General features: G+C 35.4%; 22 protein-coding genes. 12 read left to right on the top strand and 10 right to left on the bottom strand.

The genetic code is table 11. The annotated features are described in order from the left end of the window. Positions 1 to 11 precede the first annotated feature (11 nt). On the bottom strand, positions 12 to 1,169 hold the full coding sequence (locus JUJ52_RS14475; protein WP_026680732.1) for an aminotransferase A: 1,158 nt from the start codon (positions 1,167 to 1,169) through the stop codon (positions 12 to 14). Positions 1,170 to 1,284: 115 nt separating this feature from the next. Between JUJ52_RS14475 and JUJ52_RS14470 the strand changes: the two genes are divergently transcribed. After that, positions 1,285 to 1,431, top strand: a complete 147-nt coding sequence (locus JUJ52_RS14470; RefSeq protein WP_080668660.1) for an FbpB family small basic protein — start codon at positions 1,285 to 1,287, stop codon at positions 1,429 to 1,431. 236 nt (positions 1,432 to 1,667) lie between these two features. Here JUJ52_RS14470 and JUJ52_RS14465 read toward each other — a convergent pair whose 3' ends face one another. Continuing rightward, positions 1,668 to 2,579 (bottom strand): DMT family transporter, encoded by a 912-nt coding sequence (locus JUJ52_RS14465; RefSeq protein ID WP_026680733.1) that lies wholly within the window; start codon positions 2,577 to 2,579, stop codon positions 1,668 to 1,670. A gap of 239 nt (positions 2,580 to 2,818) precedes the next feature. On the opposite strand from JUJ52_RS14465, the gene JUJ52_RS14460 reads away from it, so the two are divergent. Then, on the top strand, positions 2,819 to 3,094 hold the full coding sequence (locus tag JUJ52_RS14460) for a hypothetical protein (RefSeq protein ID WP_121605026.1): 276 nt from the start codon (positions 2,819 to 2,821) through the stop codon (positions 3,092 to 3,094). A gap of 100 nt (positions 3,095 to 3,194) precedes the next feature. On the opposite strand, the gene JUJ52_RS14455 is transcribed toward JUJ52_RS14460, so the two are convergent. From JUJ52_RS14455 to JUJ52_RS14435, 5 genes are all read right to left on the bottom strand, one after another. Next, positions 3,195 to 3,671: a YkyB family protein gene (locus JUJ52_RS14455; RefSeq protein WP_121605027.1), complete on the bottom strand. Its 477-nt coding sequence runs from the start codon at positions 3,669 to 3,671 to the stop codon at positions 3,195 to 3,197. 132 nt (positions 3,672 to 3,803) lie between these two features. After that, positions 3,804 to 4,382: an SCO family protein gene (locus JUJ52_RS14450; RefSeq protein WP_026680736.1), complete on the bottom strand. Its 579-nt coding sequence runs from the start codon at positions 4,380 to 4,382 to the stop codon at positions 3,804 to 3,806. Positions 4,383 to 4,554: 172 nt separating this feature from the next. Continuing rightward, the gene (locus JUJ52_RS14445) at positions 4,555 to 5,409 is read right to left on the bottom strand and encodes a metallophosphoesterase (RefSeq protein WP_026680737.1); all 855 of its coding nucleotides are present in this window, start codon (positions 5,407 to 5,409) and stop codon (positions 4,555 to 4,557) included. Positions 5,410 to 5,685: 276 nt separating this feature from the next. Continuing rightward, positions 5,686 to 6,597, bottom strand: a complete 912-nt coding sequence (locus JUJ52_RS14440; protein WP_026680738.1) for a cation diffusion facilitator family transporter — start codon at positions 6,595 to 6,597, stop codon at positions 5,686 to 5,688. Positions 6,598 to 6,608: 11 nt separating this feature from the next. After that, positions 6,609 to 6,911, bottom strand: a complete 303-nt coding sequence (locus tag JUJ52_RS14435) for an ArsR/SmtB family transcription factor (RefSeq protein WP_026680739.1) — start codon at positions 6,909 to 6,911, stop codon at positions 6,609 to 6,611. Between the two features lie 192 nt (positions 6,912 to 7,103). Between JUJ52_RS14435 and cbpB the strand changes: the two genes are divergently transcribed. The 8 genes from cbpB to JUJ52_RS14395 all read left to right on the top strand — a co-directional run bounded on the left by cbpB (position 7,104) and on the right by JUJ52_RS14395 (position 15,759). Further along, entirely contained in the window at positions 7,104 to 7,547 is a 444-nt protein-coding gene (gene cbpB, locus JUJ52_RS14430; RefSeq protein ID WP_026680740.1) for a cyclic-di-AMP-binding protein CbpB, read from the top strand. Between the two features lie 340 nt (positions 7,548 to 7,887). Then, positions 7,888 to 8,607 carry a 2,3,4,5-tetrahydropyridine-2,6-dicarboxylate N-acetyltransferase gene (gene dapD, locus JUJ52_RS14425; RefSeq protein WP_026680741.1) on the top strand — a complete coding sequence of 240 codons (720 nt, stop codon included), beginning with the start codon at positions 7,888 to 7,890 and terminating at the stop codon, positions 8,605 to 8,607. 13 nt (positions 8,608 to 8,620) lie between these two features. Further along, on the top strand, positions 8,621 to 9,736 hold the full coding sequence (locus tag JUJ52_RS14420; RefSeq protein ID WP_034678870.1) for an N-acetyldiaminopimelate deacetylase: 1,116 nt from the start codon (positions 8,621 to 8,623) through the stop codon (positions 9,734 to 9,736). Between the two features lie 69 nt (positions 9,737 to 9,805). Further along, complete coding sequence (locus JUJ52_RS14415; protein WP_026680743.1) at positions 9,806 to 10,048, top strand: YkuS family protein; 243 nt, start codon at positions 9,806 to 9,808, stop codon at positions 10,046 to 10,048. A 105-nt stretch (positions 10,049 to 10,153) separates the two neighbouring features. Then, the gene (locus JUJ52_RS14410) at positions 10,154 to 10,606 is read left to right on the top strand and encodes a TlpA family protein disulfide reductase (RefSeq protein WP_026680744.1); all 453 of its coding nucleotides are present in this window, start codon (positions 10,154 to 10,156) and stop codon (positions 10,604 to 10,606) included. Between the two features lie 290 nt (positions 10,607 to 10,896). Then, positions 10,897 to 12,648: an ABC transporter ATP-binding protein gene (locus tag JUJ52_RS14405; protein ID WP_121605029.1), complete on the top strand. Its 1,752-nt coding sequence runs from the start codon at positions 10,897 to 10,899 to the stop codon at positions 12,646 to 12,648. 11 nt (positions 12,649 to 12,659) lie between these two features. Beyond that, complete coding sequence (locus tag JUJ52_RS14400; RefSeq protein WP_205388499.1) at positions 12,660 to 14,498, top strand: ABC transporter ATP-binding protein; 1,839 nt, start codon at positions 12,660 to 12,662, stop codon at positions 14,496 to 14,498. A 595-nt stretch (positions 14,499 to 15,093) separates the two neighbouring features. Beyond that, positions 15,094 to 15,759 (top strand): potassium channel family protein, encoded by a 666-nt coding sequence (locus JUJ52_RS14395; RefSeq protein WP_026680747.1) that lies wholly within the window; start codon positions 15,094 to 15,096, stop codon positions 15,757 to 15,759. 176 nt (positions 15,760 to 15,935) lie between these two features. Here JUJ52_RS14395 and rnjA read toward each other — a convergent pair whose 3' ends face one another. Then, positions 15,936 to 17,603 carry a ribonuclease J1 gene (rnjA, locus tag JUJ52_RS14390; RefSeq protein WP_026680748.1) on the bottom strand — a complete coding sequence of 556 codons (1,668 nt, stop codon included), beginning with the start codon at positions 17,601 to 17,603 and terminating at the stop codon, positions 15,936 to 15,938. A gap of 3 nt (positions 17,604 to 17,606) precedes the next feature. Beyond that, complete coding sequence (locus tag JUJ52_RS14385; protein WP_026680749.1) at positions 17,607 to 17,816, bottom strand: DNA-dependent RNA polymerase subunit epsilon; 210 nt, start codon at positions 17,814 to 17,816, stop codon at positions 17,607 to 17,609. A 486-nt stretch (positions 17,817 to 18,302) separates the two neighbouring features. On the opposite strand from JUJ52_RS14385, the gene JUJ52_RS14380 reads away from it, so the two are divergent. Then, the gene (locus JUJ52_RS14380) at positions 18,303 to 19,076 is read left to right on the top strand and encodes a Cof-type HAD-IIB family hydrolase (RefSeq protein ID WP_026680750.1); all 774 of its coding nucleotides are present in this window, start codon (positions 18,303 to 18,305) and stop codon (positions 19,074 to 19,076) included. A gap of 45 nt (positions 19,077 to 19,121) precedes the next feature. Here the strand turns inward: JUJ52_RS14380 and def are convergent, their stop codons facing one another. Then, positions 19,122 to 19,673: a peptide deformylase gene (gene def, locus JUJ52_RS14375; RefSeq protein ID WP_166530407.1), complete on the bottom strand. Its 552-nt coding sequence runs from the start codon at positions 19,671 to 19,673 to the stop codon at positions 19,122 to 19,124. A 185-nt stretch (positions 19,674 to 19,858) separates the two neighbouring features. On the opposite strand from def, the gene JUJ52_RS14370 reads away from it, so the two are divergent. Further along, a complete protein-coding gene (locus JUJ52_RS14370; protein ID WP_121605032.1) occupies positions 19,859 to 20,578 on the top strand; it encodes a YkyA family protein in 720 nt (239 codons plus the stop codon). Positions 20,579 to 20,941 lie beyond the last annotated feature (363 nt).

The following is a 20,941-nucleotide window of genomic DNA, read 5'->3' as shown; positions in this document are numbered from 1 at the left end:
ATAGGAACGGTTTATAAATACGTCTGAATAAAATCCTCCAATCTATCCAGTCCTTTTTGTAAGGTCTTTAATTGATATGCATAGGAAATGCGCATATATCCTTCTCCTAGTTTAGAAAAGCTATTACCTGGTACTAGCGCAACCTTACCTTTTCTTACTAGGTCCAATCCTAATTGGAATGAGCTTATTTCTTTTATCGGAAATTTTGGGAAGAAATAAAATGCTCCTTCAGGCCTCTGGACACTAAGCCCCATGTTGTTCAATCTCTCTTGTACATAATCTCTTCGCTGCTGATAAGCAGATCGCATTTCGCTTGAATCGTCTATTCCATATGTTAAAGCCTCTAATGCAGCATACTGGCTAATGGAAGAAGCGCAGGAGACATTATATTGATGAACCTTTAGCATCTCCGAAGCGATCCAATCGGGTGCTAATACGTAACCAATTCGAAACCCAGTCATGGAGTGGGATTTTGATAACCCATTAATAACAATGGTTTTATCTCTTATCTCGGAAAATCTAGCTATGGAAATATGTTGGCTGTCATATACTAATTCACTATATATTTCGTCTGCTAATACAAACAGTTCTTTATCTTTCAGTATGGAGACAAGTTGTTGCAATTCTTCTGTTGAGAATGAAGCCCCAGTTGGATTAGAAGGATAGGGCAAAACAATACATTTTGTTTTTTTTGTTATATGCTTAACAAGCATATCTTTAGTAACTTTAAAGCCTGTTTTAGTTGTATCCATATAAACCGGACTTGCTCCAGCTAAGCGGATTAACGGTTCATATCCAGGGTAAATTGGTCCAGGGAGTAATACCTCATCTCCTGGATTCAATATGGTACGAAAAGCAATATCAATCGCCTGAGATGCACCTGTTGTAACAATGACTTCATTTTCAGGATTATAGCTAATCGCGTACTGCTTTTGATTAAACACAGCTATGGCTCGACGAAGTTCAATAATACCTGCATTATGTGTATAGGTTGTTTTGTTTTTATGTAAGGAATTTACCGCTGCCTCCTTAACGTGATCGGGTGTATGGAAATCTGGTTGTCCAATGGTTAACGATACAATATCTTTTTCATCTGCTACCATATTAAAAAATTTACGAATCCCTGATATTTCTATTTCTTTTACATTTTTATTAAGTAGATGTTGCATAAAATTACCTCCAAGGTGAATTAATTAAATTGTTAAAAAATATTTAAAAATTTGTGATCTAGTTTACAAGAATTTACGGTATACTCTTGTTGACAGTATAAAAGGAGTGTATCACATGCGACCAAAAACGTTAAATTTTGAGCAGTTAGTTAAACAAAATAAACAAGAATTACTAGACGATAAGAAAAGCATTTCTCAGATAGAAACTAGATTAGAAATGAAACAGATGAAATTAGTCCAAAACAAGAGGAAAAAAGCTTGATCTCTATTATGTCTAGGTAAAAGAGACTGAGACAAAAGAATGAAGAGAAATAATTAAAAACGAACGATAAGGTACCGACTCCCTGAAGTTAGAGTAAAAAATCTAATTTCAGGGGGCGTTTTTGTGGCTAAATAGCGGAAAGAGCGTATATTTTCACGGTGCGGCGATGATTCTCCTATTGATCATATGATTATTCGTATTTTGAGTAAAGAAGTTGTGTTTTGTCCCAGCCTCTTTTATGATGTACCAGTTTTTCGTAAAAGGTTGACCGCCTTAGGTTGGTTATTTAACTGAATAAAAAGAACAGCCCCCAAAATACAAGCCATCCCAATCGATTGGATGATAGAAAACGTCTCTTGAAATATTAATATACCTATCAATGTAGCTACAACTGGCTCAACTGTTGATAAAATAGATGCTTTGGAAGCTTCTGTGTGGTTAAGTCCATGTGTATAAATAATATAAGCGAAAGCAGTAGGTAAAAAGCCTAATCCAAGTGTGTAGAAAATCACCTCGGGGTACATGAGTAATTCCCATTTTTCCTTGTAGGGAAATAGAGGTGATAATGCAATTGCAGCTATGATGAACGTATAAGTAGTTATGCTGAGACTAGAGTATTTTCGAAGTGCAAACTTGCTAAATATACTATATAAGGAGTAGCCAAATCCAGCACCTAAACCAAAAATAATTGCACTTAGAGATACAGCATTTAGATTAAATGGTATGACTTCTACTACGAGACAAGTTCCAATTAATGTCGTTAGAAGAGCCATAAGCTTCCCTTTCGTAATGGGCTCTTTGAAAAATAAAAAGGATAATATCATTACAAATGCAGGGGCGGTGTATAATAATGCTGTAGCCACAGGAATGGTACTTAATTCAATCGCTGTAAATAGGCAAAAATTAAAGAAAGTAATGCTTAAAATACCAGTTCCAAGGAAATACCTTATATCTTTCAAGGATTTAAGCTTTAGTTTGTTTCGGAAAAAAAATAATAAGTAAAGAAAGAGCAATAGGGCTGTTGACCATGCTCGTAAAATTACTACCTCCATAGGTGTGAAGCCAAACGAATAGAGGTTTTTAACATACCAACTGATTGTCCCCCATAAAGCAGCACCGGTGATAATATATAAATATGCTTTTTTCAAATACAAATCACCCCTCTATAGTTGTCAATTTAGCCCATTATATCAAATTTAATAAATGTTCTGTGAGAATTTTGTGTAGAAGGTAATTTCTTAGGGATGAATAAGGATGTATAGTTAAAAGAAGAGTAGGATAGAATGCTACTAATCTATGGAAAGAAGAAAGGGACGATACAATGTACATCCTTTATATAGAGTATGATATGCATCGATTGCAATCAATAATAGGGGAGGGTAGCTATTTGTTACTATTCCTGATCGTTCTAGGAATAGGAATTTTATATCGTTTCGTAAACATATTTATTCAGTGGAATATGCGGAAACGTACATATATGCTTCTGTCGTACATCGGAATTAGTTTAGGTGTTTTTACAGTATGTTTTAGTATTCTTATGACTACAGGTACATTAGACAAATCTACATATGCATATTTATCACTACTATTACGAGCGTTATCCATTTTTGGTATTGTGCTAATCTTGTTCTCGGCAGGAAAACGATTATTTTCACATAAATAAAGCAGTAGAGGATTGCCGCTACTACTTGAAAAGGGTGTATAAAGCGTATAACTGACTTGTATTTGTATGGAATAGGATATTATGAGGCTAAATATTATTTCTAATTTCGGTGTGATTTACTTGGCGGCCATTCCATTTTACCCAATGAAGAAGGAGTGAAATATGTAGAAGCAGAAGAGTGTTTCTTTTCATAGTTTCTTTTCTTATTTTCCGGCTTCCAATTAATATAACGATAAATGACTTTTTTCGCTTGTGATAATGACATTTTCGCTTGAGGGTTCCGATAATTTTCGTCTAATGATCCAAGGTGCTCTAAATTCTTAAAGTCTTTTTTGGTTGGCGGAATATGGAAATAATAGTTAGCTACTTTAACAAGAAGCGTTGAATGTTGATTACTAAATTTAGGCTGTTTAGAAAAATGAAGTCCGACTTTATTAGCTCGTTTTTCAGAGAGTAAGCGACTTATAGTTTCTTTTTTTATATCGTAGAGGTGTTTCGGGTCAGGAGCTGTTTTAGCATGCCGATTAATCGTATAAAGTGCTTTTGCAAGTTCTTCTAGTTGTTGTTTGTTTGTCATAGTTAGGCTCCTCCTTTGCTCCCGTTCTTAAATAGCTTGTCTATATCCTATCGCAAAGCATATCTTGTTGCAAGAGTGATAGCTAATCATTTAACAACAGAAACGAGCAGAACTTATCTGCTCGTTATTACGTTATTTCAAATCTTGAATCGTTGGAACGATTTTTTTCACTTCATCTGGCTTTCTTCCATCAAATCGATAAATAAAGTCACCATCTGGAGAAATGATGTAGAAATAAACGCTATGCATGACCTGATCAGAGTCTGCTGGTATTTCTAGAGGTGCTTTAAATGATTTAATAGAAAACTCTTTGATTTTGTCAAATTCATAACCGGTTAGGAAATCCCAGTTATCAAAAGATGCACCCCTGGACTCTCCAAATTCCTTTAATTTTTCTGGCGTATCATTATCTGGATCTACACTGAACGAAACAAGACGAACATCATCTAAGCCAGCTTCTTTTAGTTGGGTTTGTAGATTAGCCATATTGGATGTCATTGGGGGACAAACCGTCTCACAATTTGTGAAAATAAAATCCGCAATCCAAAAGTCACCATCTAACTCACTTTTGGAGACATTTTCACCATCTTGGTTCGTGAATGAAAAGTCCTTTACTTCAACAGAGTAGTCGCCTTGATATTTATTTCCGCAAGCAGCTAATAATAATAATAAAAACACTAAGGGTAAAATGAATTTACACGTTGTCCGCATATGTAAAACCTCCATACGTGTTTGAAATCCCATTAAGTGTAGCATGGAAAGCCCTAAAATACCATGTATAAATTGTTAACAAAATACTGAAATAGTGATAGTGTGTGTTTTATTAGGTATTTTGTTTCTGCGCTAACATATAATTAGTTGACATTAATAAATAGCCTGAAGGTTAACTATGATGTTCAAGGGTATAGAGGTGAATCTCTGGTTTACATAAAAATCGATAGGGCAGTCTAGTAGTTCCGATTCCGCTATTTACAAATAATAAAAGCTTATCATCATTTAACGAATATTTTCCTTGCACATATTTTTCAGCATATGCAGGTGTATAGAGGTGACCAATAAATGGCAATCTTACTTGTCCACCATGACTATGCCCAGATAATTGGACATCTACAGGGTAATTCACGGCTTGATCAGCAAAATCAGGTTCATGAGCAAGTAATATGGTAAAAAGTTCAGGATTAGCTTCAGTAAGTGTTGATTGTAAGTCTGGTTTGCCAAGCATAACATCATCAATCCCTGCTAGTGTCAATTGCGCTCCGTTAACGTCGATTGTTGTGTGATTGTTTTGTAAAAGATGAAAACCAGCATTTTCCATTACTTTCATCACTATCTCTGTCCCATATCCCCCATGGTCATGGTTTCCGTAGATCCAATATTTTCCTTTAGGAGCGGTTAATTTACTTAAAATATTTACAATTTTATCATCCCATTGAAAGGTGTGGGGCTCATCCACAAGGTCACCAGTAAATACTATTAAATCAGGTTCTAGTCCATTGATTTTGAGAACAAGTTCATGGAGTTGTTCTAATGTGTAATGAAATCCAATATGAGTATCTGAAAATTGAATGATTTTAAAATCCTGAAATGCAGGGTTTATTTTTTTAGATGAGATTCTGTTTTTATTTATGTGAAGAAGTATAGGCTCAATTTCTTTTGCATAATAGTATGTTCCGCCGCTTAGCCCTAGTAACGCAAGGAAACTACCAAGCGCTTTTTTTAAAAATGATCTTCTGTTCATTGGTTACAAACCTTTCTCGACATGCATTAGAACAAAATTATAACACGAATAGTGAAAAATTGAATTAGCCACACTTTTTATCGGAATAGTCAGTTAATTACTTGACATTTGATTCATAAGAACATACGATAAAATGGATAGGTATTAAACCGTTTAAATAATGAAAAACGAGCTACTGTATTTGTTTTAGGAACTGTTGTTATTGGGAGGAGAGCATATTCACATAGAAAGAAGTGTCCGCCAAAATAAGGCAGACACTCCTAATCTCGGTAGCGTTTAAGGACAGGAATCACAATCTTCTTGAAAGGGTGTATGAAGACCTTCCATTTGAATGGTGCAATGCGATATATGAAACTGGTCTTTTAATACCTGATTTGCTTGTTTAAGTAAGTCATCACGATGGATAGAATCATCAACAACTACATGACAACTCAACGCTGGAAACTCAGAGGTAATTGACCAAACATGTAAATCATGCACATCTTTTATTCCTTGTAACTTTAATAATGCTGTTTTAATTTCTTTTACATCTATATGCACGGGCTTTCCTTCCATTAATATATGGATAGATTCCTTGGTCACTCTGAAACCTGAAATTAAGATTAAAATGGCGACGATTACACTAGCTATTGGATCGGCAATATTCCAACCGAAAAGCAGTATGAGTATACCTGCTACGATGGCTCCAACTGAACCTAAGAGATCACCTAAAACATGAAGTAATGCACTTTTAATGTTAAGGTTATCTTCTGAGTCTCCGCGCATCAGCATCCAAGCTACAATGATATTAACGATAAACCCAATTACGGCAATAATCATCATATTGGCACTGACATTTGGCGGATCCATAAAACGATGAAAAGCTTCATAGAAAATATAGAGGGAAATAAGCACCAATGTTATGCCATTAATAAACGCTGCGATGATTTCAAATCTACGATAACCATATGTTTTTGAAGTAGTCGCTTGTCGCTCGCCAATTTTAAATGCTAAAAGACTTAATCCTAATGCAGCTGCATCACTCAACATATGTCCAGCATCTGATAGTAAAGCAAGACTATTTGTTAGCAAACCTCCAACTGCTTCAATTATCATAAACGCCGTAATCATGATGAAGCTCCAGAATAGTACCCTCTTGTTACTTGTATGATGATGGTGACCATGGTGATGGTCATGATCATGTCCCATAATCAAGCCTCCTATCGTGTATGTTTACTGTGCTCAATAGTTTGTTCTAATAAATTCATAACGTGATAATCATCGGGAGAATAATAATACATGGTCTTTTCTCGTCGGTTTTTAACTAGTCTTAGCTGTTTAAGATACTTTAACTGATGTGAAATGGTAGATTGATTCATTTTTAGGCAATCTGCGATCTCACTGACAGAACACTCTTTATGGAAGAGTAAATGTAAGATTTTAATACGAGTTGGATCAGATAAAGCTTTAAACGTTTGTGAAACAGCATCGATTAATTGTTCATCAATTGGATTATAATCCATTTTTTCTCTCTCCAATACTATATGATCATATGTTCATATTATAACTTTTATAAGTTGCTTTTGCAAACCAAAATTAGCTTGTTTCGTTTTTCTTATTTCTACACTATGGTAAAATATAGAATGTAGTTTGGTGGGTTAATAAAATGGATACGAAACTGTACCTTCTATGAAAGTATGATAAGGGGTGATGTGATGAGTATGTTGCAAGATAAGCAATTAACTGATCTATCTGTTGGTGATGTGATGATTTCTTCCGAGAAGGTTGCACATGTACAAGTAAATAATCCATTAGAGCATGCTTTGCTTGTATTGGTAAAGTCTGGATATTCCGCAGTTCCGGTTCTTGATGCATCTTATAAATTAATTGGAACAATAGCTAAAACCAATATATTAAATCAAATATTAGGGCTTGAACGTTTTGAGTTTGAGCGGCTTTCTGACATCCTTGTTAAGGATGTTTTAAATGAAGAAATACCTTGCTTATCAAAAGAAGATTCGTTACTTAAAGGCTTAAATACAGTTATTAACCATCCTTTTGTCTGTGTGGCTGATAGTGATGGATATTTTGATGGGATTCTAACAAGAAGAGCCATTTTAAAGCAAGTTAAAAAAGACATTTATACACAAAAATCATGAGAAGATGCTGGGACGAAACTAAAATAGTTAACCCCCAAAAACGGAACAATAAAAATTTAAGTGTTTATACGAAACGCAGGCAAAATAAGTAGACTCCTTGAAAAAGCGAAGTATTTTGCTAGAGCGATGATACCAAAATAATCCGAACTGATTCGTTCGGGTTATTTTTTGAAGAAATACTTTTGCTTTAGTCTCTTTCATTGCTTTAATGAACAGGGATAATCTAGATAAGATTATTTGTAAAAGCCTCTTTAGGAATTTACATAATGGATAATAATTGCGACGAAAAAAGCTATCTGCTAAATTAAAAGATAGTACATAAATAGGAGGATACGAAATAATGAATATGATGGATGCAAATGAAATTATAAGCTTTATCTCAAACAGCAAAAAAAGTACACCAGTGAAAGTATATATAAAGGGTAATGATTTAAGTCAATTAGAATTAGATAAATCGATTCAATCGTTTTTGGAGAGTAAAAGTGGTGTCTTATTTGGAGAATGGGAAACAATCAAGAGCCTATTAGAGAATAATAAAGATGTTATAGAGGATTATGTGCTGGAAAATGATCGCAGAAATTCGGCAATTCCATTACTAGATTTAAAAGGAATTAATGCTCGTATTGAACCAGGTGCTGTAATTCGTGATCAAGTAGAAATTGGTGACGGTTGTGTCATTATGATGGGAGCAATGATAAATATCGGTTCTGTTATTGGCGCAGGAACGATGATTGATATGAACGCTGTGCTGGGTGGGCGTGCGACAGTTGGTAAGAATTGTCATATTGGCGCAGGAACCGTTCTTGCTGGGGTTATTGAACCACCATCTGCAAAACCGGTTGTCGTAGAAGATGATGTGGTAATTGGAGCAAATGTAGTTGTGTTGGAAGGTGTTACGATAGGGAAAGGAGCAATCGTTGCAGCTGGAGCAATTGTTACAAAGGATGTTGCGCCAAACACATTGGTTGCTGGCACGCCTGCAAAAGTATTAAAAGAAATCGATGAGAATACAAAATCAAAGACAGAGATCAAACAAGAGCTACGGAAATTAAATGACTAAGTAGGGAATAAATATGCTAGAACTAAAAGAGATTAGAAGAGATCTACATCAGATACCCGAACTAGGATTTCAAGAAATAAAAACACAGCAATACTTGCTTGAAAAAATTAAAGATTTCCAGACTGATCGAGTGTCTATTCAATTATGGAAAACAGGTATACTTGTATTTGTAGCGGGATTAGCTCCGGAGAAAACCATAGGTTTTCGAGCTGATATGGATGGATTACCAATTATGGAAAAGACCAATTTAGCGTTTTCTTCCTTGCATCAAGGAAAGATGCATGCTTGTGGTCATGATTTTCATATGACCATTGGACTTGGAGCATTACAGCACATGATTGAAAATCCGATTAAGGATAATTGTTTATTTATATTCCAGCCTGCCGAAGAAGGACCTGGTGGTGCACTTCCATTAATGCAGTCTGAACAATTTAATGATTGGCGTCCAGATGTAATCTTTGCTTTGCATATTGCTCCAGAACTACCAGTAGGTACAGTATCTAGTAAACCAGGGCTGTTATTTGCTAATACTAGTGAACTTTATTTAGATTTTACTGGCAAAGGTGGACACGCTGCATATCCGCATTTAACAAGGGATATGGCGGTTGCTGCAAGTAGTTTTATCGTGCAGATGCAGCAAATTGTTTCGAGAAACATAAACCCGCTGGAGGGTGCGGTTGTCACTATAGGAAAAATGGAAAGTGGATTTGTTCAGAATGCGATTGCAGAGACAGCAAGGCTGGAGGGAACGATTCGAACCGAACATCCTAATGCTATTCAGACGGTAAAAAATCGACTGGAGAAAATGGCTAAAGGTTTTGAAATGGCCTATGATTGTTCCATTACACTTGATTATGGTGCCAATTATTATCAGGTGTATAATGATCACCAGCTGGTGGAACGTTTTTCCGAAATAATTCAAGCGACTGATCTGAATTATATACAAGCAGATGCCGCAATGACTGGTGAGGATTTTGGGTATATGTTAAAAGATATACCCGGATTTATGTTTTGGCTAGGAGTAGATTCTGAATATGGTCTTCACCACGCACAGTTAAATCCTGATGAGGACGCATTATTTGTGGGAGTAGAAGCTGTTACAAAAACAATTAAGATGCTTTCTTTATAGCTTTTGTATATCTTTCTTATTAGTTGCAAAATCTATATATGAATTAAATATATAGAGGAGGCAATGAAAGTGGCACGTATTGGTGTGGAAGAAACATTAACAGATGTTAAAGAGGCATTAATGGAGATGGGACATGAGGTTGTAGATTTAAAAAATGCAGACGATGCTGCATATTGTGATTGTTGTATTATTTCTGGACAGGATAAGAATTTAATGGGTGTGACGGATACACAAATTGCTGGTGCTGTAATTAATGCTCAAGGATTCAGTGCAAATGATGTTTGCCAAATGGTAAATCATAAATTAGATTAATTTTTCTCTTAAATATTCTTATTTTCAACGAACCATTTTATCCAACTATTCATATATAGGTATGGGTAGACGGTTGAATTTAAGGATACTTTAGGAGGTAGTAGCATGCGTTTACGTGATGAGATGCCGGAATTAAATGGAGCCACTAATTGGTTAAACAGTGATTCGATTACCAAGGAAGATTTAATCGGCTCAAAACCAACATTCATCCATTTTTGGTCTGTCAGTTGTCATCTATGTAAAAAAGCCATTCCTAGAATTAATCAATTACGAGATACTTATCAAGGGAATTTACAGGTTATTTCAGTTCATATACCACGTTCTATAAGTGATAAGAACATGAAGAAAATCAAACTAGTTGTAGCTAATTATGGTATGCATGAACCGATTATTGTAGATAACAATGATGAGATAACAGATGCATTTGGATTGAATTATGTTCCGTCGTTTTATCTATTTGATAAATCAGGAATACTACGTTTTGTACAAAAGGGAAAAAGTAATACCAATATGCTTGAACAGCGAATCCAGCGATTGGTACATGCTGAAAATAACTAACAATAGGCCTCTGCAACGAAGCAGAGGTTTTTGTTTGGGAAAAAATATTATATATAAGAACGATTGTTCGTTTATGCTATAAAGGTAATAAGATAAAAGTTTGATCATGTAACTATTCATGTTTTATATTTTAATAGGTCAAGCCATTGAATGAAGGGTTCATACACATTCATAATTCTTAAAAATAATAACTTGAAAAAAATTTAAAAAATTGAGTTAAAAGAGTGGATATTTATTTCGGAACCCGTTATATTAGTAATTACGGAAATTCATCTAAAGGAGGGAAACACTTGGACACATTTAAAAAGCTAAAGCAATTCTTTTGGCCGTACAAGAAATATTTAATGCTGTCATTATTCTTCTTATTCTTTGTTACAGTCATTACCGTTGTGTATCCAATTATATTGCAACAGACGATTGATAACGTCGTTTTGGCTGATCAGTATGAATTGATACCGTATATTTCAGGAGCATTTTTATTGTTAATGATATTTAAGGGGTTTGCTACGTTTTATCATCAATATTTAGGAGATTTATTTGGGATTATAGCTGTATATAAATTACGTGACGCACTATACGATAAACTACAAAGGCTCTCTTTTAAATACTATGACAATGCAAAAACAGGTGACATCATGTCACGATTAACCGCTGATGTAGAAGGATTTCGTTTTTTCCTATCATTTGGTTTTTCTGAATTACTGCGCATCATTTTACTGATCGGTATTAGTTTAGGAGTAATGTTTTATTTTTCAGTGCCGCTAGCCTTGGTTACGATGGCAGCAATGCCTTTTCTTGGAATCGTTGTGTATCAGTTCGATAAACGGGTTCATCCAGCATTTCGGAAAATTCGTAAGTCGTTTGGAAAGTTAAATACAAGAGTGCAGGAAAATATTAGTGGGATGAATACAGTAAAATCTTTATCCAGAGAGGATTTTGAAATAGGGAGATTTTCTGTAAGCAATGATGATTACCGACAAAACTATTTAAAAACATCTTTCATATGGTCTAAATATTTTCCTTTAATGGAATTTATAGGTAACTTTTGTGCCGTGGCTTTACTGGCATTTGGAGGTTACCTAGTAATTAACGGCAATTTATCTATTGGTGAACTCGTCGCATTCTTTAGCCTGGTTTGGTACATTATGGGTCCGCTAATGAATCTGGGTTTTGTTGTCAATCAATTTTCTCAAGCAAAAGCTTCTGCTGAACGATTGCTAGAAATACTTGAAGCTAAAGAGGATATAGAGGAAAGTGAAACAGCTATCGATCAGCCTATTAAAGGCCATGTAACGTTTAATAATGTGACATTAACCTATTCTGAAAACGATGATTCTGCCCTAAAAGACATTTCATTTGATGCCCCACCAGGGAAAGTAGTTGGCTTAATTGGGTCAACTGGTTCAGGAAAAACAAGTATTACTCAATTAATAACAAGATTCTATGAGCCTGAAAAAGGTGAGGTTCTAGTTGATGGGAGAGCTGTTTCCGACTACCGCATTAAAACCTTACGTCAAGCAATTGGATTTGTATTGCAGGAGCCGTTTCTGTTTTCAACAACAATAAGAGAGAATATTGCATACGGAAACCCAAATGTTTCAGAAGAACAGATTATAGATGCAGCCATGCGAGCACAAGCACATGATTTTATTATGAAGATGCCAAATGGATATGAAACGATGCTTGGGGAGCGAGGAATGGGGCTATCTGGTGGTCAGAAACAACGAATTGCCATTGCCAGAGCAATCTGTATTAATCCAAGTATTCTCGTGTTAGATGATGCAACTTCTGCTGTAGACATGGAGACGGAATTTAAAATACAAAAGGCACTTAAAGAAGTAATGAAAGGTAGAACCTCGTTTATCATTGCCCATCGAATATCATCCTTAAAGCACGCGGATGAAATCATTGTTTTAGAGGATGGTGAGGTTGTAGAGCGAGGTACACATGATTTTCTGTTACAAAATCAGGGAGCTTACCAGCGTATTTATGAGATTCAATATCAGGATCGTGAAGAGATCATGAATAGACAACATGCATAAGGAGGGAAACCATGGCGCAACAAAGAGAGGAAAAAGAGAGTAGACATTTGCAACGATTTTACTATACACAGGATCAAGCTATTGAAAAACCTTTTAACTGGAAGCAAATGTGGAGATTACTTATTTATTTAAAGCCTTATTCGAGAACATACTTACCTGCAGCAATTATTGCAATGCTAGTTTCAACAGCTGTAAGACTTATTGTCCCCATCTTAATTGGTAAAGTAGCGATTGATTTAGCAATTGACGAAGGGAATATTTCGCTTCTTACCTATTTAGTTATTGGTATAGGTATCCTTTACTTACTCAGTTATGTTGGTAACGTCTATCGAATTAAGTGGGTAAATATTCTAGGGCAGAACGTCATTTATGATATTCGACAGCATTTGTTTTCTCATGTACAACATCTATCTCATCGTTTTTTTGATTCTAGATCTGCGGGATCTATTTTAGTACGGATTATGAACGATATTAATTCACTTCAAGAATTATTTACGAATGGAATTATAAATTTATTAATGGACGTTGTTACACTTGTTGGTATCATCGTCATCTTATTCGTATTAAGTCCGAAGTTGGCGCTTGCAATCATGATCATCCTGCCAGTAATGTTTTACCTTACAACAAAGCTTAGAAGAACTATTCGTAGATCTTGGCAATCCGTACGTATTCAACAGTCTCGCATGAATTCCCATTTGAATGAAGGACTTCAAGGTATGCGGATTACCCAGTCATTCTCACAGGAAAAAGAAAACGGGGAATATTTCCATGGAGTAAACTCAGATAATTATAAAAGCTGGAGAGAAGCTACGAGGAAAAGCGCGATGTTTCGTCCATTTGTAGAGATGAGTAATGCAATTGGTACGATCATTCTTATTTCATATGGTGCCTATCTAATTCTTTTAGGTGTGGAGAATGGTGGGATAGAAATAGGAGACTTTGTATCTTTTGCCTTCTTTATTGGCATGTTTTGGGACCCAATTTCTCGACTCGGGCAAATGTATAATCAAATGCTAATGGCAATGGCCGCCTCAGAGCGAATTTTTGAATTCCTTGATGAAAAACCAAATGTAAAAGAGGCGGCAGATGCATATGGAATTGATGACATGAACGGGCATATAGAATTTGACAAGGTAGAGTTTTCTTATGATAATGATCGAATTGCTTTACATGAAATTTCTTTTGAGATTAAGCAAGGTCAAACTATTGCGTTAGTTGGACATACGGGGAGCGGCAAGTCGACAATTGCTAACTTAATCAGTAGATTCTACGATCCTACAAAAGGAAAAGTAAAAATTGACGGGCATGATTTAAAGGAAGTAAATCTAAACAGCTTACGGCAAAAAATAAGTGTAGTGTTACAGGATACATTTATATTCTCAGGCACGATTATAGAGAATATTCGATTTGGTAGGCCAGATGCATCTGATGAAGAAGTAAAAGAAGCAGCAAAGGTTGTTGGAGCAGATGATTTTATTCAGCGATTAGCAAATGGTTATGAAACGGAAGTTGAAGAGCGGGGGAATATTTTATCGGCGGGTGAGAGGCAGCTATTATCTTTTGCAAGAGCATTGCTTGCTAATCCAAGTATTTTAATCTTAGATGAAGCCACGGCAAGTATTGATACGGAGACAGAGGTAAAGATACAAGAAGCATTAGGAAGGCTGCTGAAGGGGAGAACTGCAATTATCATTGCACATCGGTTATCAACCATTAGAGAAGCAGATAATATCTTCGTATTAGAACAAGGAAAAATATTAGAAAGTGGAAATCATAGTGAATTAATGCGTAAGCAAGGAGAATACTATGGATTAGTGAAATCACAATTTCAAATGCTTGATGCAATGTGATTAAGAGGCTGAGACAAAAGAATGAAGAAACAATTAAAAACGGACCTAATTAATTAAAAAAATTAATTATCGTTCGTTTTTTTGATTAGAATCATTCATTTAGCACCTGAAATAAGCGAGACTCTAGCGGGAACCGCACGAGTCCGAAGATCCAACTGATAACGTGTTTTTCTTTACCAAGTTAGCTGTGGCCGTGTTCGTGGAAAGAGCGTATAGTTTCCCGGTGCGGCGATGATACTCCTATTGATAACATGATTATTCGTATTTTGGGTAAAGAAGTTGTGTTTTGTTCCAGCCTCTTTTTAATGGTTTAGAAAACCCCTGCCTATACTGAGTTCTAGAGACCTCCTAGGAAGCAAAAAGCGGCTTCCTGCGGGTTTTTAGGAAGTTGCTTTTTTTGGAGAGGATAGGGAAGCGTTTGGTTCATTTTATACAGGCAGAAATCCCTTTCAGACATCCTTTAAAGTCCAAGATTGTTGTTGACAGAGGCTTACAGTCGCAGCGAAAGCTATCCGTTCACAAAATATTTGTCTCTTTTATTCATATAGAAATATGTGATAAGCTAAGGACAAAGAATAGTGATGGAGGAAACAGGATGAAACGAGAATTTGCGGTAATAGGTCTTGGAAGATTTGGTGGTAGTATTTGTAAAGAGCTTAGCATGGAGGGTATGGAAGTTCTTGCTATTGATAATAATGAGGATCGAGTAAATGAATTTAAAAATATTGCATCACACGCAGTGATTGCTGATTCAACGGATGAAGTGTCGTTGAAAGAATTAGGAGTTAAAAATATAGATCATGTGATTGTGGCAATAGGTGATGATATTCAAGCAAGTATTCTTACGACGGTTATATTGACTGATTTAGGGATTAAAAAAATTACAGTTAAGGCTCAAAATGATTACCATGCAAAAATTTTAAATAAAATTGGTGCTGATCAAGTTGTTCATCCTGAAAGAGATATGGGTAAACGAATAGCGCATAATATTATTTCCAATAATATTTTAGATTATCTAGAATTATCGGATGATCATAGTATTGTCGAAGTTAAAGTAGGAAATAAAATGTTAGGCAAAACATTGGCAGATTTAGATATACGAGCCAACTATGGCTGTAACGTTGTCGCAGTAAAACAAGGAAAGGATATAAATGTCTCACCAAGTGCTGATCACGTCTTCACAGAAGGAGATATACTTATCGTTATCGGTGCGGATAAAGATATTTCTCGCTTCGAAAAACATTTAGTCATCGAGGAATAAAGCTAAAAAAAACAAAAAGTCTGGGACGAAAAAATTGTTGCAATGTAAAACCCAAACTTTATCTGAAATATTTTAGATAAAGTTTGGGTTTTTGTTTTACAGACAGATTGTTCATTTATCGCTCAGTCAGAAGATAAATTTAATCATCTTTATTTAGCGGTTCTACTATTTTACCATTAAACTTCCATAATAATAGGTAACACCATCGGTCTGCGTTTTGTTTTTTCATAAAGAAATGGGGCAATCGTATCTGTTATTTCGTTCTTAATTTCAGACCATTGCGTAGTTTTTCGTTCCATTACTTTATCTAGATGAGAAGCGACTAATTTTTGCGCTTCATTAATGAGATCCTCTGATTCTCTCATATAAACGAATCCTCTAGAGATGATGTCTGGTCCAGCAGAGATTTTAAACTCTTTCATATTTATACTGACAACCACGATTACAAGTCCTTCTTCAGAAAGGATTCGTCGATCTCGTAACACGATATTACCAATATCACCTATGCCGCTTCCATCAACATAAATGGAACCTGAAGGGATTTTTCCAGCTATAATGGCATTATCTTTTCCTAATGCCAATACATCGCCATTATCCATAATAAATGAATTACTTGGCTCTACATCACACGCTTCGGCTAATTTCATATGCTCTTTTAGCATACGGTATTCTCCATGGATAGGCATGAAGTATTTTGGTTTGATAAGGCGAAGCATTAATTTTTGCTCTTCCTGACTACCGTGACCAGAAGTATGAATATTACTTAATTTGCCATGAATAACATCTGCACCAGCTCGGTACAATTTATTAATTGTACGTCCAACACTTATTGTATTTCCAGGGATTGGTGATGAAGAAAATACAACAGTATCACCTGGTATAATTTGAATCTGACGGTGTGTTCCATTGGCAATACGGGAAAGGGCAGCCATAGGTTCACCTTGTGAACCGGTACATAGAATGGTTACTTCTTGAGCTGGAAGACGATTAATCTGATTTGCATCAATAAATGTGTCTTTAGGAGCTTGTATATAACCTAATTCTTGTCCGAGATTAATGGCAGATTCCATACTACGACCGAATACAGCTATTTTACGGTTATTATTAACTGCAGCTTCTACAACCTGTTGAAGTCGATAAATATTTGACGCAAATGTCGCAAATATAACCCTACCATTTACTCTGCTAAAGATATCTTTGATGTTCGCCCCAACCACTTTTTCTGACATGGTAAATCCAGGAACCTCACTGTTCGTACTGTCAGAAAGCAAACAGAGCACACCTTCTTTGCCAATTTCAGCCATCCTAGAAAGATTAGCTGGTTCACCAACAGGTGTAAAGTCAAATTTGAAATCACCAGTATGCACAATGTTACCTGGTGGTGTTTTAACTACGATACCATAAGCATCGGGAATACTGTGAGTAGTAAGGAAAAAGCTAACGGAAGTTTTACGGAATTTAATTATATCGTCTTCTTGTATGGTATTTAATTTAGCGTTTCTTAATAGACCGTGTTCGTCTAATTTGTTACGAATTAATCCGATCGCAAGTTTACCGGCATATATTGGCACATTAATTTCACGAAGAAGATAAGGGATTCCCCCAATATGATCCTCATGACCGTGAGTAATAAATAATCCTTTGATTTTATCCTGGTTTTGCACAAGGTAAGTGTAATCAGGAATTACGTAGTCGATACCTAAAAGTTCATCTTCAGGAAATTTAATTCCAGCATCAATTAATATTATTTCATCCTGGAATTGTACTCCGTACGTATTCTTTCCGATTTCCCCTAGTCCGCCTAATGCAAAAACAGCAGCTTGGTCATTTTTAACGAACTTCATTTTTTATATGTTCTCCACTTTAAAATCATCGGATAATTTTTCGTAATCTAAATGTGCTTCATCCATTTCGTGGATATACTCAATATTATACTTGCGTTCATTTAATTTTTTTCGAACTTGTCTTACAGATTCTCCTTCAACATATACACTCTTCGTACGCTCTCGAACTGGAATTTCTTCTGGCAGTTCTTGATATAAAACTTTGTAAATCATCTCATCTCTCCTTAATTATCATTCTTGTCCATTTCTATTTTTATAACACGTTTATTTACACTAAATTATACCTGATTTGATACATGTTTTTCCTGATTTATCCGATTTCCCGTTTTTGTATTTCCGGCTTTATGGTACCTTTATATTGTTGCGATTGGTACTATCAATGGTAGTCTTTTTTACAAGTTGTAGGTACACGTCCTTGGCCTAAAAAGTCTTTCCAGCGTTTCTTGAGCTTTTCTTTTAGGCGTTTTAACATGACGTTACAGCTCCTTTCTCAGATTTAAGAAAAGCAAGAAAAACGTTCTACCGATCCAATCCCTCTTATCTATAGTATAGTATGAGTTGAGGAAGATTGAAATAAAAATACTTTATTTCTTTTAAAAAATATTTATTATTGCTTTACAGACTTTCTTTTGATACGTTGGTATACTTAGTTTTAACATAGTTTAATTTCTTATACATCCAGAAAAGGGGAATAGCAGAATGCAGAAAAAAATTGTATTTTTTGATATTGATGGCACCTTATTAGATCATCATAAGCAGTTACCAGCTTCAACAAAAGAGGCTATTCAAGAATTAAAAAATAAAGGTGTTTATGTTGCGATAGCGACTGGAAGAGCTCCGTTTATGTTTGAAGATATTCGGAAAGAGTTGGATATTCATTCTTATGTTAGCTTTAATGGACAATTTGTTGTATTTGAAGGAAAAACAGTTTATGAAAATCCACTAGAGAAGGAAGAGCTTGCTAACTTATATAATAAAGCACTGGATTTAGATTATCCGTTAGTCTATTTAAATAATCAGGAAATGAGAGCCTCGGTTTCGGATCACCCCTTTATTTCCGAGAGTATGGGGAGTCTGAAAATTTCCTATCCAAAAGTAGATCCAGATTTTTATAAAGTAAACAAAATTCATCAAGCGTTGATATTTTGTGAAAATGAACAAGAAAAGCTCTTTGCTCGAGCTCATGATCGCCTGCATTTCTTACGCTGGCACGATTATTCATGTGATATTTTACCAATCGGGGGGTCTAAAGCGGTTGGAGTAGAAAAGCTAATTGAAGCTAGTGGATTAGATTTACAAGATACCTATTCGTTTGGAGACGGTTTAAATGATATTGAAATGTTAAAGGAGACAGGTACAGGTATAGCCATGGGGAATGCAGTTCCTGAATTAAAAAAAGTAGCAGATTTTACAACAGCCTCTGTTGATCAGGATGGAATACGAAAAGGATTAGAATATGTAAATTTAGTATAAATGAATAAGAGAAACGGCAGTCCATAAGGGTTCTGCCGTTTCTCTTTATTCTACTGGTTTTGCATTTTCTGGAATAGCAAAAGGATTATCTTCATTAATATGATCATAAAACATAATACCGTTCAGGTGATCAATCTCATGTTGGAATACGATCGCTGCATAGCCTTTTAACCGTAATTTTAAAGGGTTACCTTCCTTATCAAAAGCTTTTACTGTAATGCGTGCATACCTAGGCACGTAGCCTTCCACTGGACGGTCGACAGATAAACACCCCTCACCTGTAGATAAATAGGTTTTTTCTACGGAGTGACTAATTACTTTAGGGTTAACAAGCCCATAGCTGTATTGCTTCCCATTAGGATCTTCGAAGTGTACAGCTACTAATCGCTTATTTAAGCCAAGCTGAGGTGCTGCTAAACCTACCCCTGCGCGTAATTGATATTTTTCAGCTATTTCTTCATCTTGACTATTTTTTAAAAATGTAATCATATCCTCTAATAACTTTTTATCAGCGGTGTTTAATGGATTCTCCACCTCTTCAGCAACAGTTGTTAAAGAAGGATGCCCTTCACGAACAATATCTTTCATGGTTATCATGCATACCACTCCTAATCCTATACTCTATTCTTCATTTCAATTTCATATTTTATCATATTTAAGTTATATTAATCATAGTTTTACTATATACATGCTAGAGCAATTAGATTTATCTTTTGTCCGATATATTTTATGGTATACTGAGAATCGAATAATTGATGGAAAAGTTGTAGGGGGTAATATTCGTGCCATTAAAAAAATCTGCCATTTTCGCAGGAATCATACTTTTATTAGTGATTTCTGCTTGTAGTAGTAAGTCTACTGAGGAAAAAATTCAAGGACATTTAGAGGAAGCTGTTTCTTTAGAACAAGGCTTTGAGGAGCAACAAAGTAAAATTACTGATTTAGAAAAAGAAGAGCAGCAATTATACAGTAAAATTGTCAATCTCGGTATGGACGAAATGGATAAAATTAAGAAATATTCTAAACAAGCAATTGAAACAATTGATCAACGTGCTAAAGAAATAGCTAAAGAAAAGGAAAGTATTGAAGCAGCAAGTAATGAATTCTCTGAAATAGAAGAGCTGATTACTGATCTTGAAGCGGATAAAGTGAAGAAGAAAGCTGAAAATATGAACGAAGTAATGGAAAAGCGCTATGAAACGTATTCAAAGCTAAATAAAGCTTATCAAGAATCGTTAAAACTCGAAAAAGAAATGTATACCATGCTTCAAAAAGAGGATCTTGAGCAAAAGACTTTAACTGAACAAATTAATAAAATAAATGATAGTTATGAAAAGGTTATTGATTTAAATAAAGCGTTTAATGATAATACCGTAAAGTATAATAACTTAAAGAAGGAATTCTATAGTTTGGCAGGTATGGAAGTAAGCTATGAAGAAAACCCTACTGGAGATAAGTCAAATAAAGAAACGAACTCCAAAGAATCTTCAACAGAAAAATAAATAGGTAGTTTTTAGGAATAACACGCTACAGTACCTCTAAAGGTGATGCTGTAGCGTTTTTGTTAGTTTAGGAACTTATAGAGTTTGCCCATGTGGATAAATAGGGGCGTGTTAAGCCGCGTCCAGCTCCAGCGCCCAGAAACGAGGTGACTTCACGAATCGTCCTAATCTAAGCCATCATCGGCTTGCAAGCTTACCGTGCTTCCTTTACCTCCAATCACTCGCTTCAGTCGCTACGTTTCTAATCGGGCGCTTGCGCTTTTGTTCTAAGTTAAGAAAGTATAAAATCAGTGCAATGACTGTGTTAAGCCAAGTAGTTATTTTGAAATGTTTAATGTATATTGGCAATGCTCCGACGAATTG

The sequence above is a fragment of the Virgibacillus sp. AGTR genome (assembly GCF_016919725.2).
In the GTDB taxonomy this organism is placed as follows: domain Bacteria; phylum Bacillota; class Bacilli; order Bacillales; family Amphibacillaceae; genus Virgibacillus; species Virgibacillus salarius.
Note: the sequence above shows the minus strand (reverse complement) of the source record. Positions and strands in the feature narration are given on the sequence as shown.

What these genes read in the sequence shown, in the direction of transcription:
- JUJ52_RS14475 (WP_026680732.1), bottom strand. Translation starts at nt 1,169, where the DNA reads ATGCAACATCTACTTAATAAAAATGTAAAAGAAATAGAAATATCAGGG.
- JUJ52_RS14470 (WP_080668660.1), top strand. Translation starts at nt 1,285, where the DNA reads ATGCGACCAAAAACGTTAAATTTTGAGCAGTTAGTTAAACAAAATAAA.
- JUJ52_RS14455 (WP_121605027.1), bottom strand. Translation starts at nt 3,671, where the DNA reads ATGACAAACAAACAACAACTAGAAGAACTTGCAAAAGCACTTTATACG.
- JUJ52_RS14450 (WP_026680736.1), bottom strand. Translation starts at nt 4,382, where the DNA reads ATGCGGACAACGTGTAAATTCATTTTACCCTTAGTGTTTTTATTATTA.
- JUJ52_RS14445 (WP_026680737.1), bottom strand. Translation starts at nt 5,409, where the DNA reads ATGAACAGAAGATCATTTTTAAAAAAAGCGCTTGGTAGTTTCCTTGCG.
- JUJ52_RS14440 (WP_026680738.1), bottom strand. Translation starts at nt 6,597, where the DNA reads ATGGGACATGATCATGACCATCACCATGGTCACCATCATCATACAAGT.
- JUJ52_RS14435 (WP_026680739.1), bottom strand. Translation starts at nt 6,911, where the DNA reads ATGGATTATAATCCAATTGATGAACAATTAATCGATGCTGTTTCACAA.
- cbpB (WP_026680740.1), top strand. Translation starts at nt 7,104, where the DNA reads ATGAGTATGTTGCAAGATAAGCAATTAACTGATCTATCTGTTGGTGAT.
- dapD (WP_026680741.1), top strand. Translation starts at nt 7,888, where the DNA reads ATGAATATGATGGATGCAAATGAAATTATAAGCTTTATCTCAAACAGC.
- JUJ52_RS14420 (WP_034678870.1), top strand. Translation starts at nt 8,621, where the DNA reads ATGCTAGAACTAAAAGAGATTAGAAGAGATCTACATCAGATACCCGAA.
- JUJ52_RS14410 (WP_026680744.1), top strand. Translation starts at nt 10,154, where the DNA reads ATGCGTTTACGTGATGAGATGCCGGAATTAAATGGAGCCACTAATTGG.
- JUJ52_RS14400 (WP_205388499.1), top strand. Translation starts at nt 12,660, where the DNA reads ATGGCGCAACAAAGAGAGGAAAAAGAGAGTAGACATTTGCAACGATTT.
- JUJ52_RS14395 (WP_026680747.1), top strand. Translation starts at nt 15,094, where the DNA reads ATGAAACGAGAATTTGCGGTAATAGGTCTTGGAAGATTTGGTGGTAGT.
- rnjA (WP_026680748.1), bottom strand. Translation starts at nt 17,603, where the DNA reads ATGAAGTTCGTTAAAAATGACCAAGCTGCTGTTTTTGCATTAGGCGGA.
- JUJ52_RS14385 (WP_026680749.1), bottom strand. Translation starts at nt 17,816, where the DNA reads ATGATTTACAAAGTTTTATATCAAGAACTGCCAGAAGAAATTCCAGTT.
- JUJ52_RS14380 (WP_026680750.1), top strand. Translation starts at nt 18,303, where the DNA reads ATGCAGAAAAAAATTGTATTTTTTGATATTGATGGCACCTTATTAGAT.
- def (WP_166530407.1), bottom strand. Translation starts at nt 19,673, where the DNA reads ATGATAACCATGAAAGATATTGTTCGTGAAGGGCATCCTTCTTTAACA.